The organism is Jeongeupia wiesaeckerbachi (genome assembly GCF_050916355.1).
Taxonomy (GTDB): domain Bacteria; phylum Pseudomonadota; class Gammaproteobacteria; order Burkholderiales; family Chitinibacteraceae; genus Jeongeupia; species Jeongeupia wiesaeckerbachi.
Map to the genome: position 1 here is coordinate 2,184,860 of NZ_CP136946.1, position 16,595 is coordinate 2,201,454.

Annotated in this window: 18 protein-coding genes; 11 read left to right on the forward strand and 7 right to left on the reverse strand. The window is 65.5% G+C overall.

The features are described from left to right. Nucleotides 1-125 precede the first annotated feature (125 nt). From R0382_RS10645 to R0382_RS10670, 6 genes are all read left to right on the forward strand, one after another. Nucleotides 126-1,601 (forward strand): DUF4331 domain-containing protein, encoded by a 1,476-nt coding sequence (locus tag R0382_RS10645; RefSeq protein WP_432719565.1) that lies wholly within the window; start codon nt 126-128, stop codon nt 1,599-1,601. A gap of 10 nt (nt 1,602-1,611) precedes the next feature. Further along, entirely contained in the window at nt 1,612-1,872 is a 261-nt protein-coding gene (locus tag R0382_RS10650) for a hypothetical protein (RefSeq protein ID WP_432719566.1), read from the forward strand. Nucleotides 1,873-1,934: 62 nt separating this feature from the next. Continuing rightward, entirely contained in the window at nt 1,935-2,534 is a 600-nt protein-coding gene (locus R0382_RS10655; RefSeq protein WP_432719567.1) for a HupE/UreJ family protein, read from the forward strand. A gap of 2 nt (nt 2,535-2,536) precedes the next feature. Continuing rightward, entirely contained in the window at nt 2,537-3,145 is a 609-nt protein-coding gene (locus R0382_RS10660; RefSeq protein WP_432719568.1) for a HupE/UreJ family protein, read from the forward strand. Beyond that, entirely contained in the window at nt 3,142-4,338 is a 1,197-nt protein-coding gene (locus R0382_RS10665) for a hypothetical protein (protein WP_432719569.1), read from the forward strand. The genes R0382_RS10660 and R0382_RS10665 overlap by 4 nt, the downstream gene beginning before the upstream one ends. Then, nucleotides 4,335-5,462 carry a HupE/UreJ family protein gene (locus R0382_RS10670; RefSeq protein WP_432719570.1) on the forward strand — a complete coding sequence of 376 codons (1,128 nt, stop codon included), beginning with the start codon at nt 4,335-4,337 and terminating at the stop codon, nt 5,460-5,462. The genes R0382_RS10665 and R0382_RS10670 overlap by 4 nt, the downstream gene beginning before the upstream one ends. A 33-nt stretch (nt 5,463-5,495) precedes the next feature. On the opposite strand, the gene waaF is transcribed toward R0382_RS10670, so the two are convergent. The 5 genes from waaF to R0382_RS10695 form a co-directional block, all read right to left on the reverse strand. Next, nucleotides 5,496-6,518, reverse strand: coding sequence for a lipopolysaccharide heptosyltransferase II (gene waaF / locus R0382_RS10675; protein WP_432719571.1), 1,023 nt, complete (start codon nt 6,516-6,518; stop codon nt 5,496-5,498). A gap of 2 nt (nt 6,519-6,520) precedes the next feature. Further along, nucleotides 6,521-6,880: a cupin domain-containing protein gene (locus tag R0382_RS10680; RefSeq protein ID WP_432719572.1), complete on the reverse strand. Its 360-nt coding sequence runs from the start codon at nt 6,878-6,880 to the stop codon at nt 6,521-6,523. 215 nt (nt 6,881-7,095) lie between these two features. Then, nucleotides 7,096-7,296, reverse strand: a complete 201-nt coding sequence (locus R0382_RS10685) for a zinc-finger domain-containing protein (protein WP_432719573.1) — start codon at nt 7,294-7,296, stop codon at nt 7,096-7,098. A gap of 15 nt (nt 7,297-7,311) precedes the next feature. Beyond that, complete coding sequence (locus R0382_RS10690) at nt 7,312-8,232, reverse strand: branched-chain amino acid transaminase (RefSeq protein ID WP_432719574.1); 921 nt, start codon at nt 8,230-8,232, stop codon at nt 7,312-7,314. A gap of 159 nt (nt 8,233-8,391) precedes the next feature. After that, entirely contained in the window at nt 8,392-9,255 is an 864-nt protein-coding gene (locus R0382_RS10695; RefSeq protein WP_432719575.1) for an MBL fold metallo-hydrolase, read from the reverse strand. A 97-nt stretch (nt 9,256-9,352) separates the two neighbouring features. Between R0382_RS10695 and R0382_RS10700 the strand changes: the two genes are divergently transcribed. The 3 genes from R0382_RS10700 to R0382_RS10710 are packed head-to-tail and all read left to right on the forward strand — an operon-like array spanning nt 9,353 to nt 10,513. Then, nucleotides 9,353-9,673 (forward strand): ArsR/SmtB family transcription factor, encoded by a 321-nt coding sequence (locus tag R0382_RS10700; protein ID WP_432719576.1) that lies wholly within the window; start codon nt 9,353-9,355, stop codon nt 9,671-9,673. Beyond that, the gene (locus R0382_RS10705; RefSeq protein WP_432719577.1) at nt 9,673-10,098 is read left to right on the forward strand and encodes a YeeE/YedE family protein; all 426 of its coding nucleotides are present in this window, start codon (nt 9,673-9,675) and stop codon (nt 10,096-10,098) included. Before R0382_RS10700 ends, R0382_RS10705 begins: the two co-directional genes overlap by 1 nt. A gap of 1 nt (nt 10,099) precedes the next feature. Then, the gene (locus R0382_RS10710; protein ID WP_432719578.1) at nt 10,100-10,513 is read left to right on the forward strand and encodes a DUF6691 family protein; all 414 of its coding nucleotides are present in this window, start codon (nt 10,100-10,102) and stop codon (nt 10,511-10,513) included. Between the two features lie 39 nt (nt 10,514-10,552). Here the strand turns inward: R0382_RS10710 and R0382_RS10715 are convergent, their stop codons facing one another. Both R0382_RS10715 and rlmD read right to left on the reverse strand, forming a co-directional pair. Next, nucleotides 10,553-10,978 (reverse strand): cytidine deaminase, encoded by a 426-nt coding sequence (locus R0382_RS10715; protein ID WP_432719579.1) that lies wholly within the window; start codon nt 10,976-10,978, stop codon nt 10,553-10,555. A gap of 389 nt (nt 10,979-11,367) precedes the next feature. Then, nucleotides 11,368-12,900: a 23S rRNA (uracil(1939)-C(5))-methyltransferase RlmD gene (gene rlmD, locus R0382_RS10720; protein WP_432719580.1), complete on the reverse strand. Its 1,533-nt coding sequence runs from the start codon at nt 12,898-12,900 to the stop codon at nt 11,368-11,370. 114 nt (nt 12,901-13,014) lie between these two features. On the opposite strand from rlmD, the gene R0382_RS10725 reads away from it, so the two are divergent. Further along, the gene (locus R0382_RS10725; RefSeq protein WP_432719581.1) at nt 13,015-15,618 is read left to right on the forward strand and encodes an ATP-binding protein; all 2,604 of its coding nucleotides are present in this window, start codon (nt 13,015-13,017) and stop codon (nt 15,616-15,618) included. A gap of 71 nt (nt 15,619-15,689) precedes the next feature. Then, entirely contained in the window at nt 15,690-16,592 is a 903-nt protein-coding gene (locus R0382_RS10730; RefSeq protein ID WP_432719582.1) for a polysaccharide deacetylase family protein, read from the forward strand. Nucleotides 16,593-16,595: the final 3 nt, after the last annotated feature.

A 16,595-nucleotide genomic window follows, 5' to 3' on the forward strand; every position in this document is an offset into this window, starting at 1 on the left:
GCCAATGTCGCCATGCCGTGAACGATGAGCGGCTGCATCCGTTTTGATTGCGCCCGCGTAGCTACGACACAGCAGGCGCGGCGACTGTCGCTGCTTGCCACACACCTTGAGCAGGAGCGATAAAAATGCTGAATCGAAAGCTGGCCTGTTATCCGGCGCTGATACTGATTGCCTTGACCGGAGTAAGCGACCTTGCCGTGGCGTCGAGCCATCGCGAGGCGCCGTTCATTACCCGGTTTCCCAAGGTCGACGGCACCGACTTCTACGCCTTCCGCAGCTACGAGCCGGGACGCGATGGCTTCGTTACTTTTCTGGCCAACTACAGCCCGCTACAGGACGCCTATGGCGGGCCGAACTATTTCACCCTCGACCCCGAGGCGCTGTACGAAATCCACGTCGACAACAACGGTGACGGCAAGGAAGACCTGAGCTTCCAGTTCCGTTTCAAGCAGACGTTCAAGAATCTGACCGTGCCGGTCGGCGGCAAGCAGGTGTCGGTGCCGCTGACCAATATCGGCCAGATCGGCGACGTGAATCCAGCCACGCTCAATGTCAGCGAAAGTTATTCGGTGACCGTGGTTCGCGGTGATCGGCGTGGCGGAGCGCGCGCGCCGGCCGGCAGCTTCGAGAAGCCGGTCGACAATATCGGCAACAAATCGATTCCCGATTACCCGGGCTACGCGAAAAAGCACATCTACCCGATCAATCTGCCCGGTTGCACTACCGCCGGTCGCGTATTCGTCGGCCAGCGCAAGGAAGGCTTCGGCGTCAACCTTGGCGAAACCTTCGACCTCGTCAACATCAAGGCGCCGGCGACGGCCTTCGATGCCGGTGCCGAGGACAAGGGCCTGAACGTGCTCGGCAGTAAGAACATCACCACGATCGCGCTGGAAGTGCCGATCGCCTGTCTGACCGCAGGCAGCGAAAGCGTCATCGGCGCCTGGACGACCGCCAGCCTGCGCCAGGGGCGATTGTTGAACAGCCAGCCCAATGGCTTCAACACCGCCAGCAAGGAGGGCGGGGCCTGGTCGCAGGTGTCGCGGCTGGGCATGCCGCTGGTGAACGAGGTGGTGATCGGGCTGAAGGACAAAGACCGTTTCAACGCCAGCAAGCCGCAGGATGACGGCCAATTTGCCGACTATGTGACCAACCCGGCCTTACCGGCCTTGCTGGAAATCCTCTTCGGCAGCGCCGGGGTGAAAGCGCCGACCAATTTTCCGCGCAACGACCTCGTCACCGCATGCCTGACCGGTGTGCCGGGGCTGAACCAGCCGGCCAACGTCAAGGCCTCGGAAATGCTGCGGCTCAACACCACGACCCCGGTCGCGGCCAAGGGCGGGCAGAACCGGCTCGGCGTGATCGGCGGTGACAATGCCGGCTTCCCGAACGGCCGTCGCCCCGGTGACGATGTGGTCGATATCGAGCTGCGTGTGGCGATGGGGCGGCTGTGCAAGCTGAGCCTCGGCTGCAAGCCGGAGGACGCGCCGTCCGGCGCGATCGACTTCACCGATGGTGCGCTGGTCAACGACAGCCAGTTCGACGCGGCCTTTCCGTATTTGAAGGACCCGCTGCCGGGCTCGCCGAACCCGAACACCAAGTGAGGAGGCGATCATGAAAACCCAAGCTTATCTGACCGTGCTGATCGCCACGGTGTTGCTGGCTGCTTGCGGCGGCGGAAGCAGTGGCGGCAACGAGGCCTCGGCGGTGGCCGTCGACGATCCCGACTCGCCGCCCGGGGTGATGGCCGAGGCTGCCGCGCAGATCGCCCGACCCGTCGACGAGGTTGACGCCGCCGAGCCCAAGGCGGTGGATCCGTCGGCGCTGGTGGCGTACGACAGCAACGAAACCCAAGCGCCGGCGGTGCTGAAGTAAGCCGCTTGCGGGCCGGCACCGGCCCGCGAGCGTCGGAACACTGAACAGGGGGGACGTCGCTCATGCCGTACCAAACACTTCGCACGCTGTTGTTGCTTTTGTTGATGGGGCTGCCGGCCGCGGCGATGGCCCACGTCGGTCTGGGTGATCTGTCCGGCGGATTCAGGACCGGATTCCTGCATCCGGTTTCGGGGCTGGATCACGTGATCGCCATGGTGGCGGTCGGGATCTGGGGTGCACAACTGGGGCGCCCGGCCATCTGGATGCTGCCGGTGACGTTTCCGCTGGTGATGACCGTTGGCGGGGTCATGGGCGTGTTGGGCCTATCGCTGCCAGGGGTCGAAGTCGGCATCGCGCTGTCGGCGCTGGTGCTCGGCGCGATGATCGCCTTCGCGCTGCGGCCACCGTTATGGCTGGCCGGCGTGATCGTCGCGCTGTTCGCGATCTGCCACGGCTATGCGCACGGTGCCGAGCTGCCCGAATCGGCCAACCCGCTGACCTTTGCCGTCGGCTTCGTCCTGGCGACCGGGCTGCTGCATGCCTGCGGGATTGCCCTGGGCGTGCTGTACCAGTGGCGAGCCGGCCGTTACGCGCTGCGATTCGGCGGCACGGCGATTGCGCTGGGCGGCGTGTATTTCCTCAATCTCGCGATCGCGGGCTGACCATGCGCCACGTTCCGACGCTTGCCGCGCTGCTTTTGCCGGGACTGTGGCCGGCGATGGCGAACGCCCACGCGGCCTTTGCCGGTGCCGGCGATTTCTATGCCGGCGCCCTGCATCCGCTGACGTCGCCCGAACATGTGATGCTGCTGCTGGCGCTGGGCCTGCTCGCGGGCCAGAACGGTCGCCAGCGTGCGGCCTTTCTGCTGGCGGTGTTTCCGCTTGCGGTGCTGGCGGGGGCGGTGCTGGCGCAGTATTGGCCGGCGCCGCCGTACTGGTATGCCGTCAATGTGGTGAGCGCCATTGTCACCGGCGTGTTGCTGGCGCTGGCCCGGCCCTTGCCGCGCGTGCTGCTGGGCGGGGTGGAGGCGTCTGCCGGCCTGGCTTTCGGCATTGCCAACGGCGCGGCGATCGAAGGGCAGATGCTGGCGAGTGCCTTTGTTCCCGGCATCGTGATCGTGGCGTTTCTGGCGCTGGCGTATCTGATGGCCGCCGGCGATGCACTGCCGCGCCGGGGCTGGGTTGCCGTGGCGCTGCGCGTGGCCGGCAGCTGGACCGTGGCCATTGGCGTGCTGGTGCTGAGCCTGGCCGACCGGCAGTGGGGGCAATCATGATGCGGCATGTGCTTGTTCATTGCGGACTGCTGCTGTGCCTGCTGGGTATACCGTCGGCAAGGGCCGAGCCGTTCCGGCCGCATGCTGATGCGCAGGTCATCGAAATCCTGCCCCGGCGCGATAACGATGCGCTGAATGCCGGGATCGCCCGACTGCGCTTGCAACTGAACGCCGCGCCGACCGATTTCGCCATTGCCGGGCAACTGGCCGGGCTGCACCTGAAGCGCTTTCGCCGAGACGGCGATCCGCGTGATCTCGGCCAGGCCGATGCGCTGATCGCGCCGTGGCTGAACGGCCGTGACCCGCCGGCAACGGCGCTGCTGCTGCATGCCAGCGTGCAACAAAGCAATCACCGGTTTGCCGCGGCGCTCGCCAGTCTGGATAGCGCAATGCGCAAATCACCCGGTGATCCGCAGGCCTTGCTGATGCGCGCGGGCATCCTTCAAGTGCAGGGAAAATACGCCGACGCCCGGCAAAGCTGTGGCGCGATGCTGCTGCAGAATGCCGCGCTGGCCGGCGTGTGTCTGGCCAATGTCAGCGCGGTCAGCGGTCAGCCTGAGCAGGCGCTGGCCTTGCTGCGGCGAATGGCTGCACAGGCCGGTGACGGGGATGCAGCGAATGCGTGGGTGATGGCCAGCATCGGCGAAACCGCTGCCTCGCTGGGGCTGGCCGGTCAGGCCGAGGACGCCTTTCGCAAGGGCTTGCGCGCCCATCCGGATGACGCCTACCTGAAAACGGCAATGGCGGACTTTCTGCTTGAGCACCGCCGACCGCGCGAGGTCATCGCCTTGCTGGCGGGCGACGCGCGCAATGACAACCTGCTGTTGCGGCTGACCATGGCCGAGCAGCAACTGGGCGACGCCAACACCCGAACCCATATCGCCGAGCTGCAGGCGCGCTTTGCCGCCGCGGCCGAACGCGGCGACCGGGTGCATCTGCGCGAGGAGGCGATGTTCCGCCTTGTGCTGCTGAATCAGGCCGAAGCGGCGCTGCAGCTGGCGAAGGCCAACTGGGCGGTGCAGAAGGAGGTCGCCGATTGCCGCATTCTCCTGGCCGCCGCGCTGGCCGCCCGCCAGCCGGCGGCGGCGCGTCCGGCGCTCGAATGGCTGGCCACGGCCCGCTTGCGCGCGCCGGCCTTGCTGGCGCTGCAGCACAGCTTGCAGGGCAAGCCGGCCGCGAGGGCACGATCATGATGCCGCGCTGGATCGGCCTGCTGCTGGGCTGCTGTTTGCTGCTGCTCCCGCCGCTGGCGCTGGCGCACAAACCGAGCGACAGCTATCTGACGCTGACCGTGCAGGGCCAGACGGTGCAAGGGCGCTGGGATATCGCGCTACGCGATCTGGACAACGCGCTGCTGCTCGATGCCGACGGCAACGGCCAGCTGACCTGGGGCGAGATCAAGGTGCGCGAGCGCGACATCGGCAGCTACGCGCTGGCGCGGCTGGCGCTGAGCGCCGGCGGGCAGGCATGCGGGCTGCAGCCGCGAGATATGCTGATCGATCACCACACCGACGGCGCCTATGCGGTGCTGATGTTCAACGCCCGCTGCGCGCAGCCGCCGACAGGGCTGGGCATCGGCTACCGGCTGTTTGCCGATCTGGACACCCTGCACAAGGGGCTGGTGCAGGTGGTCAACGACGGGGCGATTGCCACGGCGATTCTCGGTCTGGAGCACCCGGAGGAGGTGCTCGAGCTGCAGGGCAAGTCGCTGCTCAGCGTGCTCGGCGATTTCATGCTCGAAGGCGTCTGGCATATCTGGCGCGGTGTCGATCACGCGCTGTTCCTGATTGCCTTGCTGCTGCCGGCGTCGTGGGTTGCCAGTGGTCGGGGCTGGCAGCCGGTGGGCTCGGTACGGCCGGTGCTGGTCGAGCTGCTGCGCATCGTCACCGCGTTTACCGCCGCGCACGCCATCACGCTGAGTCTGGCGACGTTCAAGCTCATCAGCCTGCCGGGCGCGGTGGTCGAAATCGGCATTGCCATTACCATCTTGCTGACGGCGCTCAACAATCTGTATCCGGTCGTGCAGCGACGTTTGTGGCTGGTGGCCTTTGTATTCGGGCTGATCCACGGCTTTGGCTTTGCCAACGTGCTTGTCGGCATGGCACTGCCTCCGGCGCATCTGGCCGTGGCACTGGCGGGTTTCAATATCGGGATCGAATGTGGTCAGCTGGCGCTGGTGCTGCTGGTGTTGCCGGTGCTGTACCTGTACCGGCGCGAGCGCGGCTTCAAGTCGGCCGCGCTGTATGGCGGATCGATCGCGATTGGTGCGTTTGCGATCGTCTGGGTCTGGCAGCGCAGCGCGCCGCTACTGGCCTGATGCCGCGGCAAGCGGCCTTGCTGTCGACCGCCGCTATCGGGGCGGCGGCGGGGAAACCAGCCGTTCGACCGCCGCATCGACGCGCTCGGCGTCGAGCTGGTTCAGGCAGTTCATATGTTCAAGCGGGCAGGTGCGCTTGAAGCACGGCGAGCACGACAATTGCAGCGAGACGATCTCGGCGTGGTCGGTCAGCGGCGGAGTGAAGCCGGGGCTGGACGAGCCGTAGACGGCGGCCAGCGGCACATTCAACGCCGCGGCGACGTGCATCAGCCCCGAGTCGTTGCAGACGGCGACCATGGCCAGGCTCATCAAGTCGATCGCCTCGGCCAGGCTGGTGCGGCTGGCGAGGTTGATCACGCCCGGGGCCAGCGCCTCGATTTCGCCGGCGATCTCGGCATCCTTGTTCGAGCCGAACAGCCAGACCTGCTCGCCGCGCGCCATCCGCTGGCGGGCGAATTCGGCGAAGTGCCGCGCCGGCCAGCGCTTGGCCGGGCCGTATTCGGCGCCCGGGCAACAGGCGACGATGGGCTTGGCGGTATCGAGGCCGAGCTTGGCCAGCGTTGCCGCGCGCGCGGCCGGGTCGATTTTCAGCTGCGGAAAGTGGCGGCCAGCCGGCAAGGGCGCGCCATCGACCACGGCCAGCGCGACGAAGCGTTCGACCATTTTCGGATAGCGATCCTTGTCGAGCCGGCGCCAGTCGTTCAAGAGGCCGTAGCGCGATTCACCGAGCCAGCCGGTGCGGACAGGGATGCCGGCAAAGGCCGGCACCAGCGCGCTCTTCAGTGAATTGGGCAGCAGGATCGCCTGATCGTAGCCGCGCGCCTTCAGCTCGCGGCCGATCGCCCAGCGCTTTTTCAGCGCCAGTTCGCCATGGCCGAAGGGGTTGTCGATCGCATTGCGGATCTCCGGCATCCGCGCGTGCACCGGCCGTGTCCACGCCGGGGCGAGCACGTCGATGGCGATGCCGGGATGCTGGCGCTGCAGTTCGGCGTAGAGCGGCTGCGCCATGATGGCGTCGCCGACCCAGGCGGGCGCGACGATCAGGATTTGCTTCATCGTTAACAACTCTCGGTAAGCGGTACTGGCACGCGGTCATCGTGCGATGGCGGCTGCGAAACGACCAGGAAGCGCGCGTCGACGTCGCCACGGTTTGCAACAAGGTGGGGCAGTGTCGGCGCGATCTCGAGCCCTTGCCGCGCCACCAGCCGATGGACGATGCCATCGACTTCGATCGTCAGCGCGCCGTCGAGCACGTAGAAAAACTGCCGCGCTCGGGCATGGGCATGACGTGCCTCAGCGCCGCCGGGCGGCACGCGTTCCTCGATGACCGACAACCCGGCTTGCTGCACCAGATGCCAGCCGTCGCACCCACCACCCCATTGGTAGTGTTCGGCATTCGAAGTATCGATCACGCTCATGTTGCGTTCCGCATGTTGATGCCACAAACGACAAAGCGGCGCATGCGCCGCTTTGTCGATGTGTCCAAGGCAGGAAGCTGAGCGAGTGGGCCAGCGAGCCAAAGCAGATCGTTTGCGCCCGAAGCGCGGAAACCGGAATGGACATGCAAGTCCATGAGGATTTCGAGCATCGGACGAAAACGAGCTGCACAGGCGCAGCGGCTCAATCGCTTAGCTTAGTGGCCCTTGATGACTTCGCCGGCTTTGAGGCGATAGTGGGTACCACAGTACGGGCACAGGCCTTCGCCGGTCTTGGCCAGGTCGATGAACACGCGCGGGTGCGAATTCCACGACACCATGTTCGGCATCGGACAGTGCAGCGGCAGATCGTGGGCGGTGACTTCGATCTGGGTCTGGGTGTTTTCGTGTTGTTGCATCTTGGTGTTCCTGAATCAGGCCAGCGTCAGCCATTCGGCACGCTTGGCGTCGCGGCCCTGGACGATGTCGAAATAACGCTTCTGGATTTCCGCGGTGATCGGGCCGCGCGAGCCGGCGCCGATTTCACGGTTGTCGAGTTCGCGGATCGGCGTGACTTCGGCGGCGGTGCCGGTGAAGAACGCTTCGTCGGCGATGTAGATCTCGTCGCGGGTGATGCGCTTCTCGATCACCTGCAGGCCCATTTCGGTGGCGATCTCGAACACCGTGTTGCGGGTGATGCCGTCGAGGCACGAGGTCAGGTCCGGCGTGTACAGCTTGCCCTTGCGCACGACGAAGATGTTCTCGCCGGAGCCCTCGGCCACGTAGCCGTCGACGTCGAGCAGCAGCGCTTCGTCGTAACCGTCGCGCACCGCTTCGGTGTTGGCGAGGATCGAGTTCATGTAATTGCCGTTGGCCTTGGCCTTGCACATCGTGATGTTGACGTGATGGCGGGTGAAGCTCGAGGTCTTGACGCGGATACCGCGCTCGATGCCTTCGGCGCCGAGATAAGCACCCCATGGCCAGGCGGCGACGATGATGTGCACGTCGTTGGCCGGCGGCGCGACGCCGAGCTTGCCCGAGCCATAGAAGGCCATCGGGCGCAGATAACACGACGCCAGCTTGTTTTCACGGACAACGGCCAGCTGCGCGTCGTTCAGCTCTTCCTTGCCGAACGGCAGGTTCATGCCGAGGATCTTGGCCGAGTTGAACAGCCGGTCGGTGTGATCCTGCAGCCGGAAAATCGCCGCGCCCTTGTCGGTTTCGTAGGCACGCACGCCTTCGAACACGCCCATGCCGTAATGCAGGGTGTGGGTCAGCACATGCGTGGTCGCTTCGCGCCACGGGACCAGTTTGCCGTCATACCAGATGACGCCGTCGCGGTCAGCCATCGACATAGGTGTTCTCCTGCGAATTCGGGGGCGTAAAGGTGAAAATTGTAGCCGAAAAGTGCGGCTTTCAGCGAGCCGTGTGCGGCATCGCCCGGCAGCCGGACCCTCGCGGGGCGGGCACGGCGGCCCGCGCGTTCAAAGGTGCGCTGTTGCCGCTTGATGGTATTACAGCTGGTCGAGCGGAATTTTCAGGTAGCGGGTGCCATTGCCTTCGGGCGCGGGGAGCTGGCCGGCACGCAGGTTGACCTGGATCGCCGGCAGCATCAGCAGCGGGATGTCGAGCGTTGCATCGCGCTGCTGCCTGAGTGCGACAAAGGCCGCGCGGGATATGCCGTCGCGCAGGTGGATATTGCTGGCGCGCTGCTCGGCGACGGTACACGCGCTCTGCGGCGCGCGGCCGGCCGGCGGATAGGCGTGGCACAGGTACAGCCGGGTTTGCGGCGGCAGCGCGAACAGCCGCTGGATCGAGTCATACAGTGCGCCGGCATCGCCACCGGGAAAGTCGCAGCGCGCGGTGCCGACGTCGGGCATGAACAGCGTGTCGCCGACGAAGACCGCATCGCCGATCCGGTAGGCGAGATCGGCCGGCGTGTGGCCCGGTACGAACAGCGCCTCGGCCTCGAGTTCGCCGACCTGGAAGGGCTCGCCGTCGGCGAACAGCCGGTCGAACTGGCTACCGTCGAGCGCGGTGTCGGCGTCGAAGTCGAGCAGGCTGGCAAAGGCCCGCTGCACGTCGCCGATGCGGTTGCCGATCGCGATGCGGCCGCCGGCACGCTCGCGCAGCCACGCCGCCGCCGACAGATGATCGGCATGGGCGTGGGTTTCGAGTATCCAGACCAGTTTGAGCGAGCGGGCTTCGAGCGCATCGAGCAGTCGCTGGGCCGAGTCATGGCGGATGCGGCCCGCGTTTGCCGCGTAGTCGAGGACCGGATCGACAATCGCGGCGCTGCCGCCGATGCGGTCGAAGACAAGGTGGCTGATGGTGCCGGTGGTCGTGTCATGAAAACTTTCGATGTGGGGGCTTTGCATTCCGGTCATCGTGGCCTCGTTGTCGATTTTCAATATATTAATATATATAATATTCGTTTATATTGTTTTGCCAGTGACCCCAAGGAGGCCGTGCATCATGGCACCCGAATCTCCCGATCTTGCCGCGATGCGGATGGCCGCAGGCCGTGCCGTCGACCTGTTGAAAACGCTGGCTAACGAAGACCGGCTGCTGCTGCTGTGCCAGATGGCGCAGGGCGAACGCAATGTCGGCCAGCTTGAGACCGAACTCGGCATCCAACAGCCGACGCTGTCGCAGCAGTTGGGTGTTCTGCGGCGGGCCGGGCTGGTGCAGACCCGCAAAGACGGCAAGCAGGTGTTCTACAGCCTAGCCAATGCGGCCGCGATCGCCGTGATCGGTACGCTCTACCAGCAGTTTTGCCCCGAGGAGGATGTCTGATGATCGATTGGTATGTCTTTACACCATGGAGCGCGCTGACCGGTGGGGCGCTGATCGGGCTGGCCGCCAGCCTGCTGGCGCTGGCAAACGGACGGGTTGCCGGCATCAGCGGCATTGTCGGCGGGCTGCTGCAGCGGGGCGAAACGGGCTGGCGTCTGGCCTTTGTCGGCGGCCTGCTGGCCGCGCCGTGGTTGTACCGGAGCGTGAGTGCGCTGCCGCCGATGCAGTTCGATGCCGGGTGGGGGACGCTGGTCGCCGCCGGCCTGCTGGTCGGCTTCGGCACCCGACTGGGCTCTGGCTGCACCAGCGGCCATGGCGTCTGTGGCCTGTCGCGGCGGTCGCCGCGTTCGCTGGCGGCGACGCTGACCTTTATGGGCGCCGGTTTCGCAACCGTGTTCGTCATGCGTCATCTGATCGGAGCCTGACATGCTGAATCTGACCGCGGGGCTCGCCGGCCTGTTGTTCGGCTTGGGGCTGATCGTGTCGGGGATGGCCAATCCGGCCAAGGTACTCGGCTTTCTGGATCTGGCCGGACGCTGGGATCCGTCGCTGGCCGTGGTAATGGCTGGCGCAATCGGTGTCGGGCTGGCCGGTTTCGGTCTGGCGAAGCGCCGAACGGCCTCGCTGCTTGGTGAGGCGATGCAGTTGCCGGCGTCGACGGTCGTCGATGCCAGACTGATCGCCGGCGGCGTGATGTTCGGCATCGGCTGGGGGCTGGCCGGCATCTGCCCGGGTCCGGCCTTGGTGGCGTTCAGCGCCGGTGCGCCGCAGGCGCTGGTCTTCGTGCTGGCGATGCTGGCCGGGATGGGGTTGCAGCGCCGATTTAGCGGTCGACGCTGACGGTTTCAGCGCGGGCTGCCGATCAGAGTACTGCCCACGTCAGAGCGCCACGTCGCCAAGCCTGTCGGCATTCGGGTCAAGGTAAAAAGCGCCGGGCAGCAGTGCGCCCGCGCTGGTGACCTCGGTGTCGCCCTTGAGATTGATCAGTACGACCTCCAGCGCCGGCGTGCCGAGTTCGATCATCACCTGACGGCAGGCGCCACACGGCGCGATCGGCCCCTCGGTATCGCCGACCACGACGATCGTGGCGAAATCCCCCGGGCGACAACCGGCGGCGATGGCGGCGAACAGCGCGGTGCGCTCGGCGCAGTTGCACAGCCCGTACGAGGCGTTTTCAACGTTGCAGCCGTGGAAGACCCGGCCGTCGTGGGTGAGCAAGGCCGCGCCGACCAGAAAGCGTGAGTACGGCGCATAGGCTTTTTCGCGCGCAGCCTTGGCTTCGTCGAGCAGTTGATAGCGGTTCATGGCATCTCCTTCAGTGGCAATGCAGTCGCAGTGCAGCATGAGGCATCGTCCGGCGATCGTCGCGTCGACGCGGCACAGGGCGGCGGCCTGCGATGCTGCATGGCGATCAGTCAGCTCGTCTGCGTCGAAGCCGCCGGGCTATTTCCACACCGGTTCGAGGCGGTTGCGGCGAGTGGCAACGCGCGCCGTCATGTCGGGGATGATGCGGTCGACACGGATGTCATTTTCCAGAAAGCAAATTCCTGGGTGAGAAACTGACGCCCTGATGAAATCAGCATATGCCTGCTGCGAGCGCTGTCCATTAGGGGGACACCGCATGCCGATTGCCGCCGGCCGGAAACGACACTGCCCGCCGAAGCGGGCAGTGTCTTGAACGGCGACGCCGATGCTTACTGCGCGTCGTCGTCCTGCACCACGCGGTTGGCGAGGTAGTGGGCGCGGCGCGCTTCCTTCTCGATCAACTTGGCCGCGCGGGCTTCGGCCAGTTCGGCTTCCTTCGCGGCGCGCTTGGCCTTGGCGAGTTCGGCGGCGGCCTTTTGCTCGGCCTTCACCGCATCGCGCAGCGCGGCTTCGGCGGCTTCCATCGCGGCGACTTCCTCGCGGCTCATCCCCGGGCCGGTCTTTTCGAACCAGGCGATCGATTCGACGTGCGCGGTGTGCGGGAACATATTGATCACGCCGGCCGCCTTGAGCGTATAGCCCTTGACGTTGACGAGCACGTTGGCGTCGCGCGCCAGCGTCGACGGGCTACACGAGACGTAGACGATGCGCTGCGGGCCGTGTTCGGCGCTGATGGCCTTGACCAGATCGATGGCGCCGTCGCGCGGCGGATCGATCAGCATCTTGTCGAAGCGGCCGAGTTTGTTCAGCCATTCCTCGGTCATCTCGAACAGGTTGGCGACAGTGAAGTCGGTCATGTATTCAAGCCGGTTGTGGCGTGCGCCTTCGAACGCGCGCTCGACCAACTGCTTGCTGCCTTCCATGCCGAGCACCTTGGCGCCGCGACGGGCGATCGGCAGCGTGAAGTTGCCGAGACCACAGAACATGTCAGCGATCACCTCGCCCGGCTGCGGGTCGAGCAGATTGATCGCGCGCTCGACCATCACCCGGTTGACCGCGTGGTTGACCTGGGTGAACTCGGTCGGCTTGAACGGCATCTCGATGCCGTACTCGGGCAGCGTGTAGCTGAGCGGCGGCGCGTCCTTCGGATACAGCGGGTAGGCGGTGTCCGGGCCCTTCGGTTGCAACCAGATCTGTACATTCCACGCGTCGGCGTAGGCCTTGAAGTGCACTTCGTCGTCGGCGGTGATGTCGACCATATTGCGGAACACCAGCACGGTGACGTTCTCGCCGACGGCGACTTCGATCTGCGGCATCTGCGTGACGATCGACAGCTTGGCGACGAGCTCGCGCAGCGCCGGCAACTGCTTGGCGACATGCGGCACCAGCACGTGGCATTCGGTCATGTCGGCGATGTAGCGCGAACGCTTTTCGTGGAAACCGACCAGCACGCCGCCTTTCTTGGCGACGTGGCGTACCGACAACCGGGCGCGATGGCGGTAGCCCCACGGTGTACCGTAGATCGCCGGCAGGCTGGTTTCCGATTCGACATGGCCGATGCGCTCGAGATTGTCTTCGAGAATGCGCTGCTTGGCCGCGACCTGGGCACCGAACTCCATGTGCTGGATCGAACAGCCGCCGCAGACGCCGAAGTGCGGGCACTTCGGGTTGGTGCGCATGAAGCTGTCGTTGTGGATATCGAGCGCCTGGGCGTTCTCGAAGTTCGGCTTCTTGCGGTAGCTCTGGTAGCTGACCGTTTCGAACGGCAGGGCGCCGTCGATGAAGATGGTTTTGCCATCGACGTGGGCCACGCCGTGACCTTCGTGGTCGAGTGATTCGATGCGAGCGATAGGATGCGACATGTTGCGTAAATGGCAGGAAAACCGACGATTATACGCGGGCAAGCATGATCGGCGCGGCCGTCTGGCGCGGCTTGTTTATGATGATCCGGCGATAACTTGGTGCGTATGTAAGCTATGAGCCGAAAATCCCATTTCCAGTTTGATGCACTTGTTCAGGCAGACAGCTGGGAGCTGTTTTCGCTTGCCGTCGTCGACGCCACGCTGAGCGCGTTCGATGCCTCGCGCGTCTTCCTGATCCTGCCCGAAGTCGGTGAGCCGCGCGTCCACGCGCAGGCGGTCGCCGGCCAGCGCGCGCTGTCGTTTGCCGAGCCGCAACTGCCCGAAAGTTTCTTCGGCCTGCCGGTCGACGAACTGGTGTGGCAACTGAACAAACCGGAAACGTCGATCCGCACGATCGACTATCAGGCGGCGGAAATCTGGGACGATGCAAGCAGCGATGGCCTGCACCGCTACCGCCTGCTGCTGCCGCTGGTGTCGCAAGGACGGCTTGCCGGGCTGTTGCACGTCGAATTCACCTCGCTGGCGATGACCGAGGGACTGGTCGGCTCGGTGTCGTTCCGGCGCGAATGCGAGGCGCTGGCGGCCTTGGTCGCCGAGCGCTGGGCCACCGTGCTCGACGGCCAGAGCCGATCGCTCGACGAGATGACCGGCAAGCTGCAGGCCAGCCTCGCCCGGGCCGAGGATTACCGCGGCCTGCTGCAGCGGCTGCATCAGGTGACCTTGCAGCTGGCCGAAGCGCCGGATCTCGACGCGCTGTACTGTCGCGCGGTGACGCTGGGGCTGGCCGAACTCGACATCGACCGGATGGCGATTTTCGAGGCCGACGACGAACGCAACGAAATGCGCGGCACCTATGGCACCAACAACAACGGCGAGGTCATCGACGAGCGCTGGTTCCTCAGCACCTTGCCGCAGCACATGATGCTCGACGAGAGCCGTCGCCGCCCCGGTGAGGTGGTCGTCAACGAGGATGCGGCGCTGTACTACGACAAGGTCGTCGTCGGCCGCGGCTGGAACGCGATGATCGGCCTGTGGATCGACGACAGGATGATCGGCTGGATCGCCGCCGACAACTTCCTGCGCCGCCGGCCACTACAGCCTTACCAGCGCGAAGTGCTGAAGCTGTTCGCGTCTATCGTCTCGCAGTTCATCGGCAACAAGCGGGTCGAGGCCGAGATGCGTGCGCTGAATACGCGGTTGTCGCAACAGACGCAGGAACTGGCGAGCGCGCGCGACGAGGCCGAGGCGGCCAGCCACGCCAAGAGCGCTTTTCTGGCGACGATCAGCCACGAAATCCGCACGCCGTTGAACGGCATGCTGGGCTTTCTGCAACTGCTCGGCGATACGCCGCTGACGCTCGACCAGCGCGATTTCGTCGATACCATCGCGCAGTCCGGCGACACCTTGATGTCGCTGATCAACGACCTGCTCGATTACTCGAAAATCGAGTCGGGCAAGTTCACGCTCGAATCCAGACCGTTCGACCTGCGCGCCGTCACCGCCGAGGTCTGTACGATGCTCGCGGCGCGCGCGGCCGAAAAAAGGCTCGACCTCCTGCTCGACGTCAAGCAGGTCGCCGATCCCGGCTATCTTGGCGACGCGGTCCGCTTCAAGCAGGTGCTGGTCAATCTGGTCGGCAATGCGATCAAGTTCACCGACCGCGGTCAGATCGGCGTGCAGCTGTCGACCGACGAGGACGGCGGCTTGCGGGTGGTTGTCACCGATACCGGCCAGGGGATCGCCAGCGACAAGCAGTCGTCGTTGTTCCAGCGCTTTTTCCAGGCCGAGTCGGGGTCGACGCGGCGGCATGGCGGTACCGGGCTGGGGCTGGCGATCAGCAAGCTGCTGGTCGAGCTGATGGGCGGACGGATCGGCGTGCACACGGTGCCCGGTGCCGGCTCGTCGTTCTGGTTCACCTTGCCTGCCCATGTCTCGGCCCATGCCAGCGGCTGGGGCGCCAACTGGCTGCCGCTCGGCGCCGATACCGCCTTTCTGGCCGGCCGGCGCTTTGCCTGGCTCGGGCCCAGCGTCTATCGCAGCAATGTCGAGGCGTTCCTGTGCGACTGCGGCGTCGAATGGGTCGACCCGCATTCGGCACAACTGGTCATCGCCGACGAGGCCTATGCAACGGATATCCCGGCCGACAAGCATCGACTGTTGCTGTGCTGGAGCGCCGGCGTCGTCGCCCGGCCCGGCGAGCGCAGGCTGAAGAAGCCGGTGATCGGCTATGCGGTGCTGATTCGCCAGCTCTATGCGCTGCTGGTGCATCCGCTGACGTTCGAGGCGCGGCCGCTGAGCCTGCAGCCTGAGCCGATGCCGCTGCGCCGCATCCTGCTGGCCGAGGACAGCCCGGTGAACCAGCGGGTGATCGAAGTATTCCTGAACCGGCTCGGCCACGAGGTGGCGATTGCCGCCAACGGGGCCGAGGCGCTCAAGCTCGCGGCGAGCCAGCCGTTTGATCTGGTGCTGATGGACTGGCAGATGCCGGTGATGGATGGCATCGAGGCCACCCGGCGTTTGCGCGCCGATCCGGCCAGCCGTGATTGGCCGATCGTGGCGCTGACCGCCAATGCCAACCAGGATAGCGAGCAGATGTGTCGTGACGCCGGCATGAACGCCTTCCTGCCCAAGCCGGTCGATCTGGCGCGGCTGCAATCGTTGCTGCGCGAGCTGCTGGGCAAGACCGAACCGGACGCTTGGCACGCCTTGCCCAGTTGAATCCGGCGCGGTGATTGGGGCGGTCAGCGGGCGCATACTACCGGCACCGTTCCGCACTCAGGAGTCCCGCAATGACCTTGCAGCAAAAACTCGGTTTCGATGCCGATGCGCGTCTGTTGATTCTGCATGCCGACGATATCGGCATGTGTCAGGCCACGGTGTCGGCGTGGACCAGTCTGGTCGAATTCGGCCTGATGACTTCGGCGTCGGCGATGCCGGCCTGTAGCTGGTTTCCGTCTACGGCACTGGCGGCCAAGGCGCTCGGCGATCGCGCCGACCTGGGCGTGCATCAGACGCTGAACTGCGAATGGGAACACTATCGCTGGGCGCCGATCACCCGCGCGGCCCCCGAGGCCGGCCTGACCGATGCCGATGGTTACTTCCACCCGCGCGCGATACCGACACATGCGAACGCCAAGCCCGAAGCGGTACGCGCCGAACTGACGGCGCAGATTGAAAGGGCGCTCGGCGCCGGCGTCGATCTGACCCACCTTGATTCGCACATGCTGACGATGTTCAGTCCGGCGTTGCTGCCGATCTATCTCGATCTGGCGCACCAGTATCGCTTGCCACCGCTGATTCCACGCTGGAGTGCCGCCGAGATCGCCGAGTGGTGCGTACTCGATCAGGCGACGGCGCAGACGATGTATGACCAGATTGCCGCACGTGAGGCGGCTGGCGAAACGGTGCTGATCGACCGTTTCGAAGCGCTGCCGTTCAACGAGGCATTCGAGCTGGCCGAGCGCCGCGCGTGGGCGCTCAAGTGGCTCGATACGCTCGGCGCCGGCGTCCATTGCCTGGTTGGCCATCCGGCCGACGATACGCCGGAGCTGCATGCGATCGCTGCCGACTGGCGTATGCGCACCGGTGACCGGGCGCTGTTCGCCGATCCGCTGTTCCGCGACGCCATCGCTGAGCGGGGCTTCAAACTGATCGGCCTGCGCGAGATTCGCGACGTGGTGTATCCGCGCTGATGG

Excerpts from the sequence above, each read along its gene's own strand:
- R0382_RS10645 (WP_432719565.1), top strand. The coding sequence starts at position 126 with ATGCTGAATCGAAAGCTGGCCTGTTATCCGGCGCTGATACTGATTGCC.
- R0382_RS10650 (WP_432719566.1), top strand. The coding sequence starts at position 1,612 with ATGAAAACCCAAGCTTATCTGACCGTGCTGATCGCCACGGTGTTGCTG.
- R0382_RS10655 (WP_432719567.1), top strand. The coding sequence starts at position 1,935 with ATGCCGTACCAAACACTTCGCACGCTGTTGTTGCTTTTGTTGATGGGG.
- R0382_RS10660 (WP_432719568.1), top strand. The coding sequence starts at position 2,537 with ATGCGCCACGTTCCGACGCTTGCCGCGCTGCTTTTGCCGGGACTGTGG.
- R0382_RS10665 (WP_432719569.1), top strand. The coding sequence starts at position 3,142 with ATGATGCGGCATGTGCTTGTTCATTGCGGACTGCTGCTGTGCCTGCTG.
- R0382_RS10670 (WP_432719570.1), top strand. The coding sequence starts at position 4,335 with ATGATGCCGCGCTGGATCGGCCTGCTGCTGGGCTGCTGTTTGCTGCTG.
- waaF (WP_432719571.1), bottom strand. The coding sequence starts at position 6,518 with ATGAAGCAAATCCTGATCGTCGCGCCCGCCTGGGTCGGCGACGCCATC.
- R0382_RS10680 (WP_432719572.1), bottom strand. The coding sequence starts at position 6,880 with ATGAGCGTGATCGATACTTCGAATGCCGAACACTACCAATGGGGTGGT.
- R0382_RS10685 (WP_432719573.1), bottom strand. The coding sequence starts at position 7,296 with ATGCAACAACACGAAAACACCCAGACCCAGATCGAAGTCACCGCCCAC.
- R0382_RS10690 (WP_432719574.1), bottom strand. The coding sequence starts at position 8,232 with ATGTCGATGGCTGACCGCGACGGCGTCATCTGGTATGACGGCAAACTG.
- R0382_RS10695 (WP_432719575.1), bottom strand. The coding sequence starts at position 9,255 with ATGCAAAGCCCCCACATCGAAAGTTTTCATGACACGACCACCGGCACC.
- R0382_RS10700 (WP_432719576.1), top strand. The coding sequence starts at position 9,353 with ATGGCACCCGAATCTCCCGATCTTGCCGCGATGCGGATGGCCGCAGGC.
- R0382_RS10705 (WP_432719577.1), top strand. The coding sequence starts at position 9,673 with ATGATCGATTGGTATGTCTTTACACCATGGAGCGCGCTGACCGGTGGG.
- R0382_RS10710 (WP_432719578.1), top strand. The coding sequence starts at position 10,100 with ATGCTGAATCTGACCGCGGGGCTCGCCGGCCTGTTGTTCGGCTTGGGG.
- R0382_RS10715 (WP_432719579.1), bottom strand. The coding sequence starts at position 10,978 with ATGAACCGCTATCAACTGCTCGACGAAGCCAAGGCTGCGCGCGAAAAA.
- rlmD (WP_432719580.1), bottom strand. The coding sequence starts at position 12,900 with ATGTCGCATCCTATCGCTCGCATCGAATCACTCGACCACGAAGGTCAC.
- R0382_RS10725 (WP_432719581.1), top strand. The coding sequence starts at position 13,015 with ATGAGCCGAAAATCCCATTTCCAGTTTGATGCACTTGTTCAGGCAGAC.
- R0382_RS10730 (WP_432719582.1), top strand. The coding sequence starts at position 15,690 with ATGACCTTGCAGCAAAAACTCGGTTTCGATGCCGATGCGCGTCTGTTG.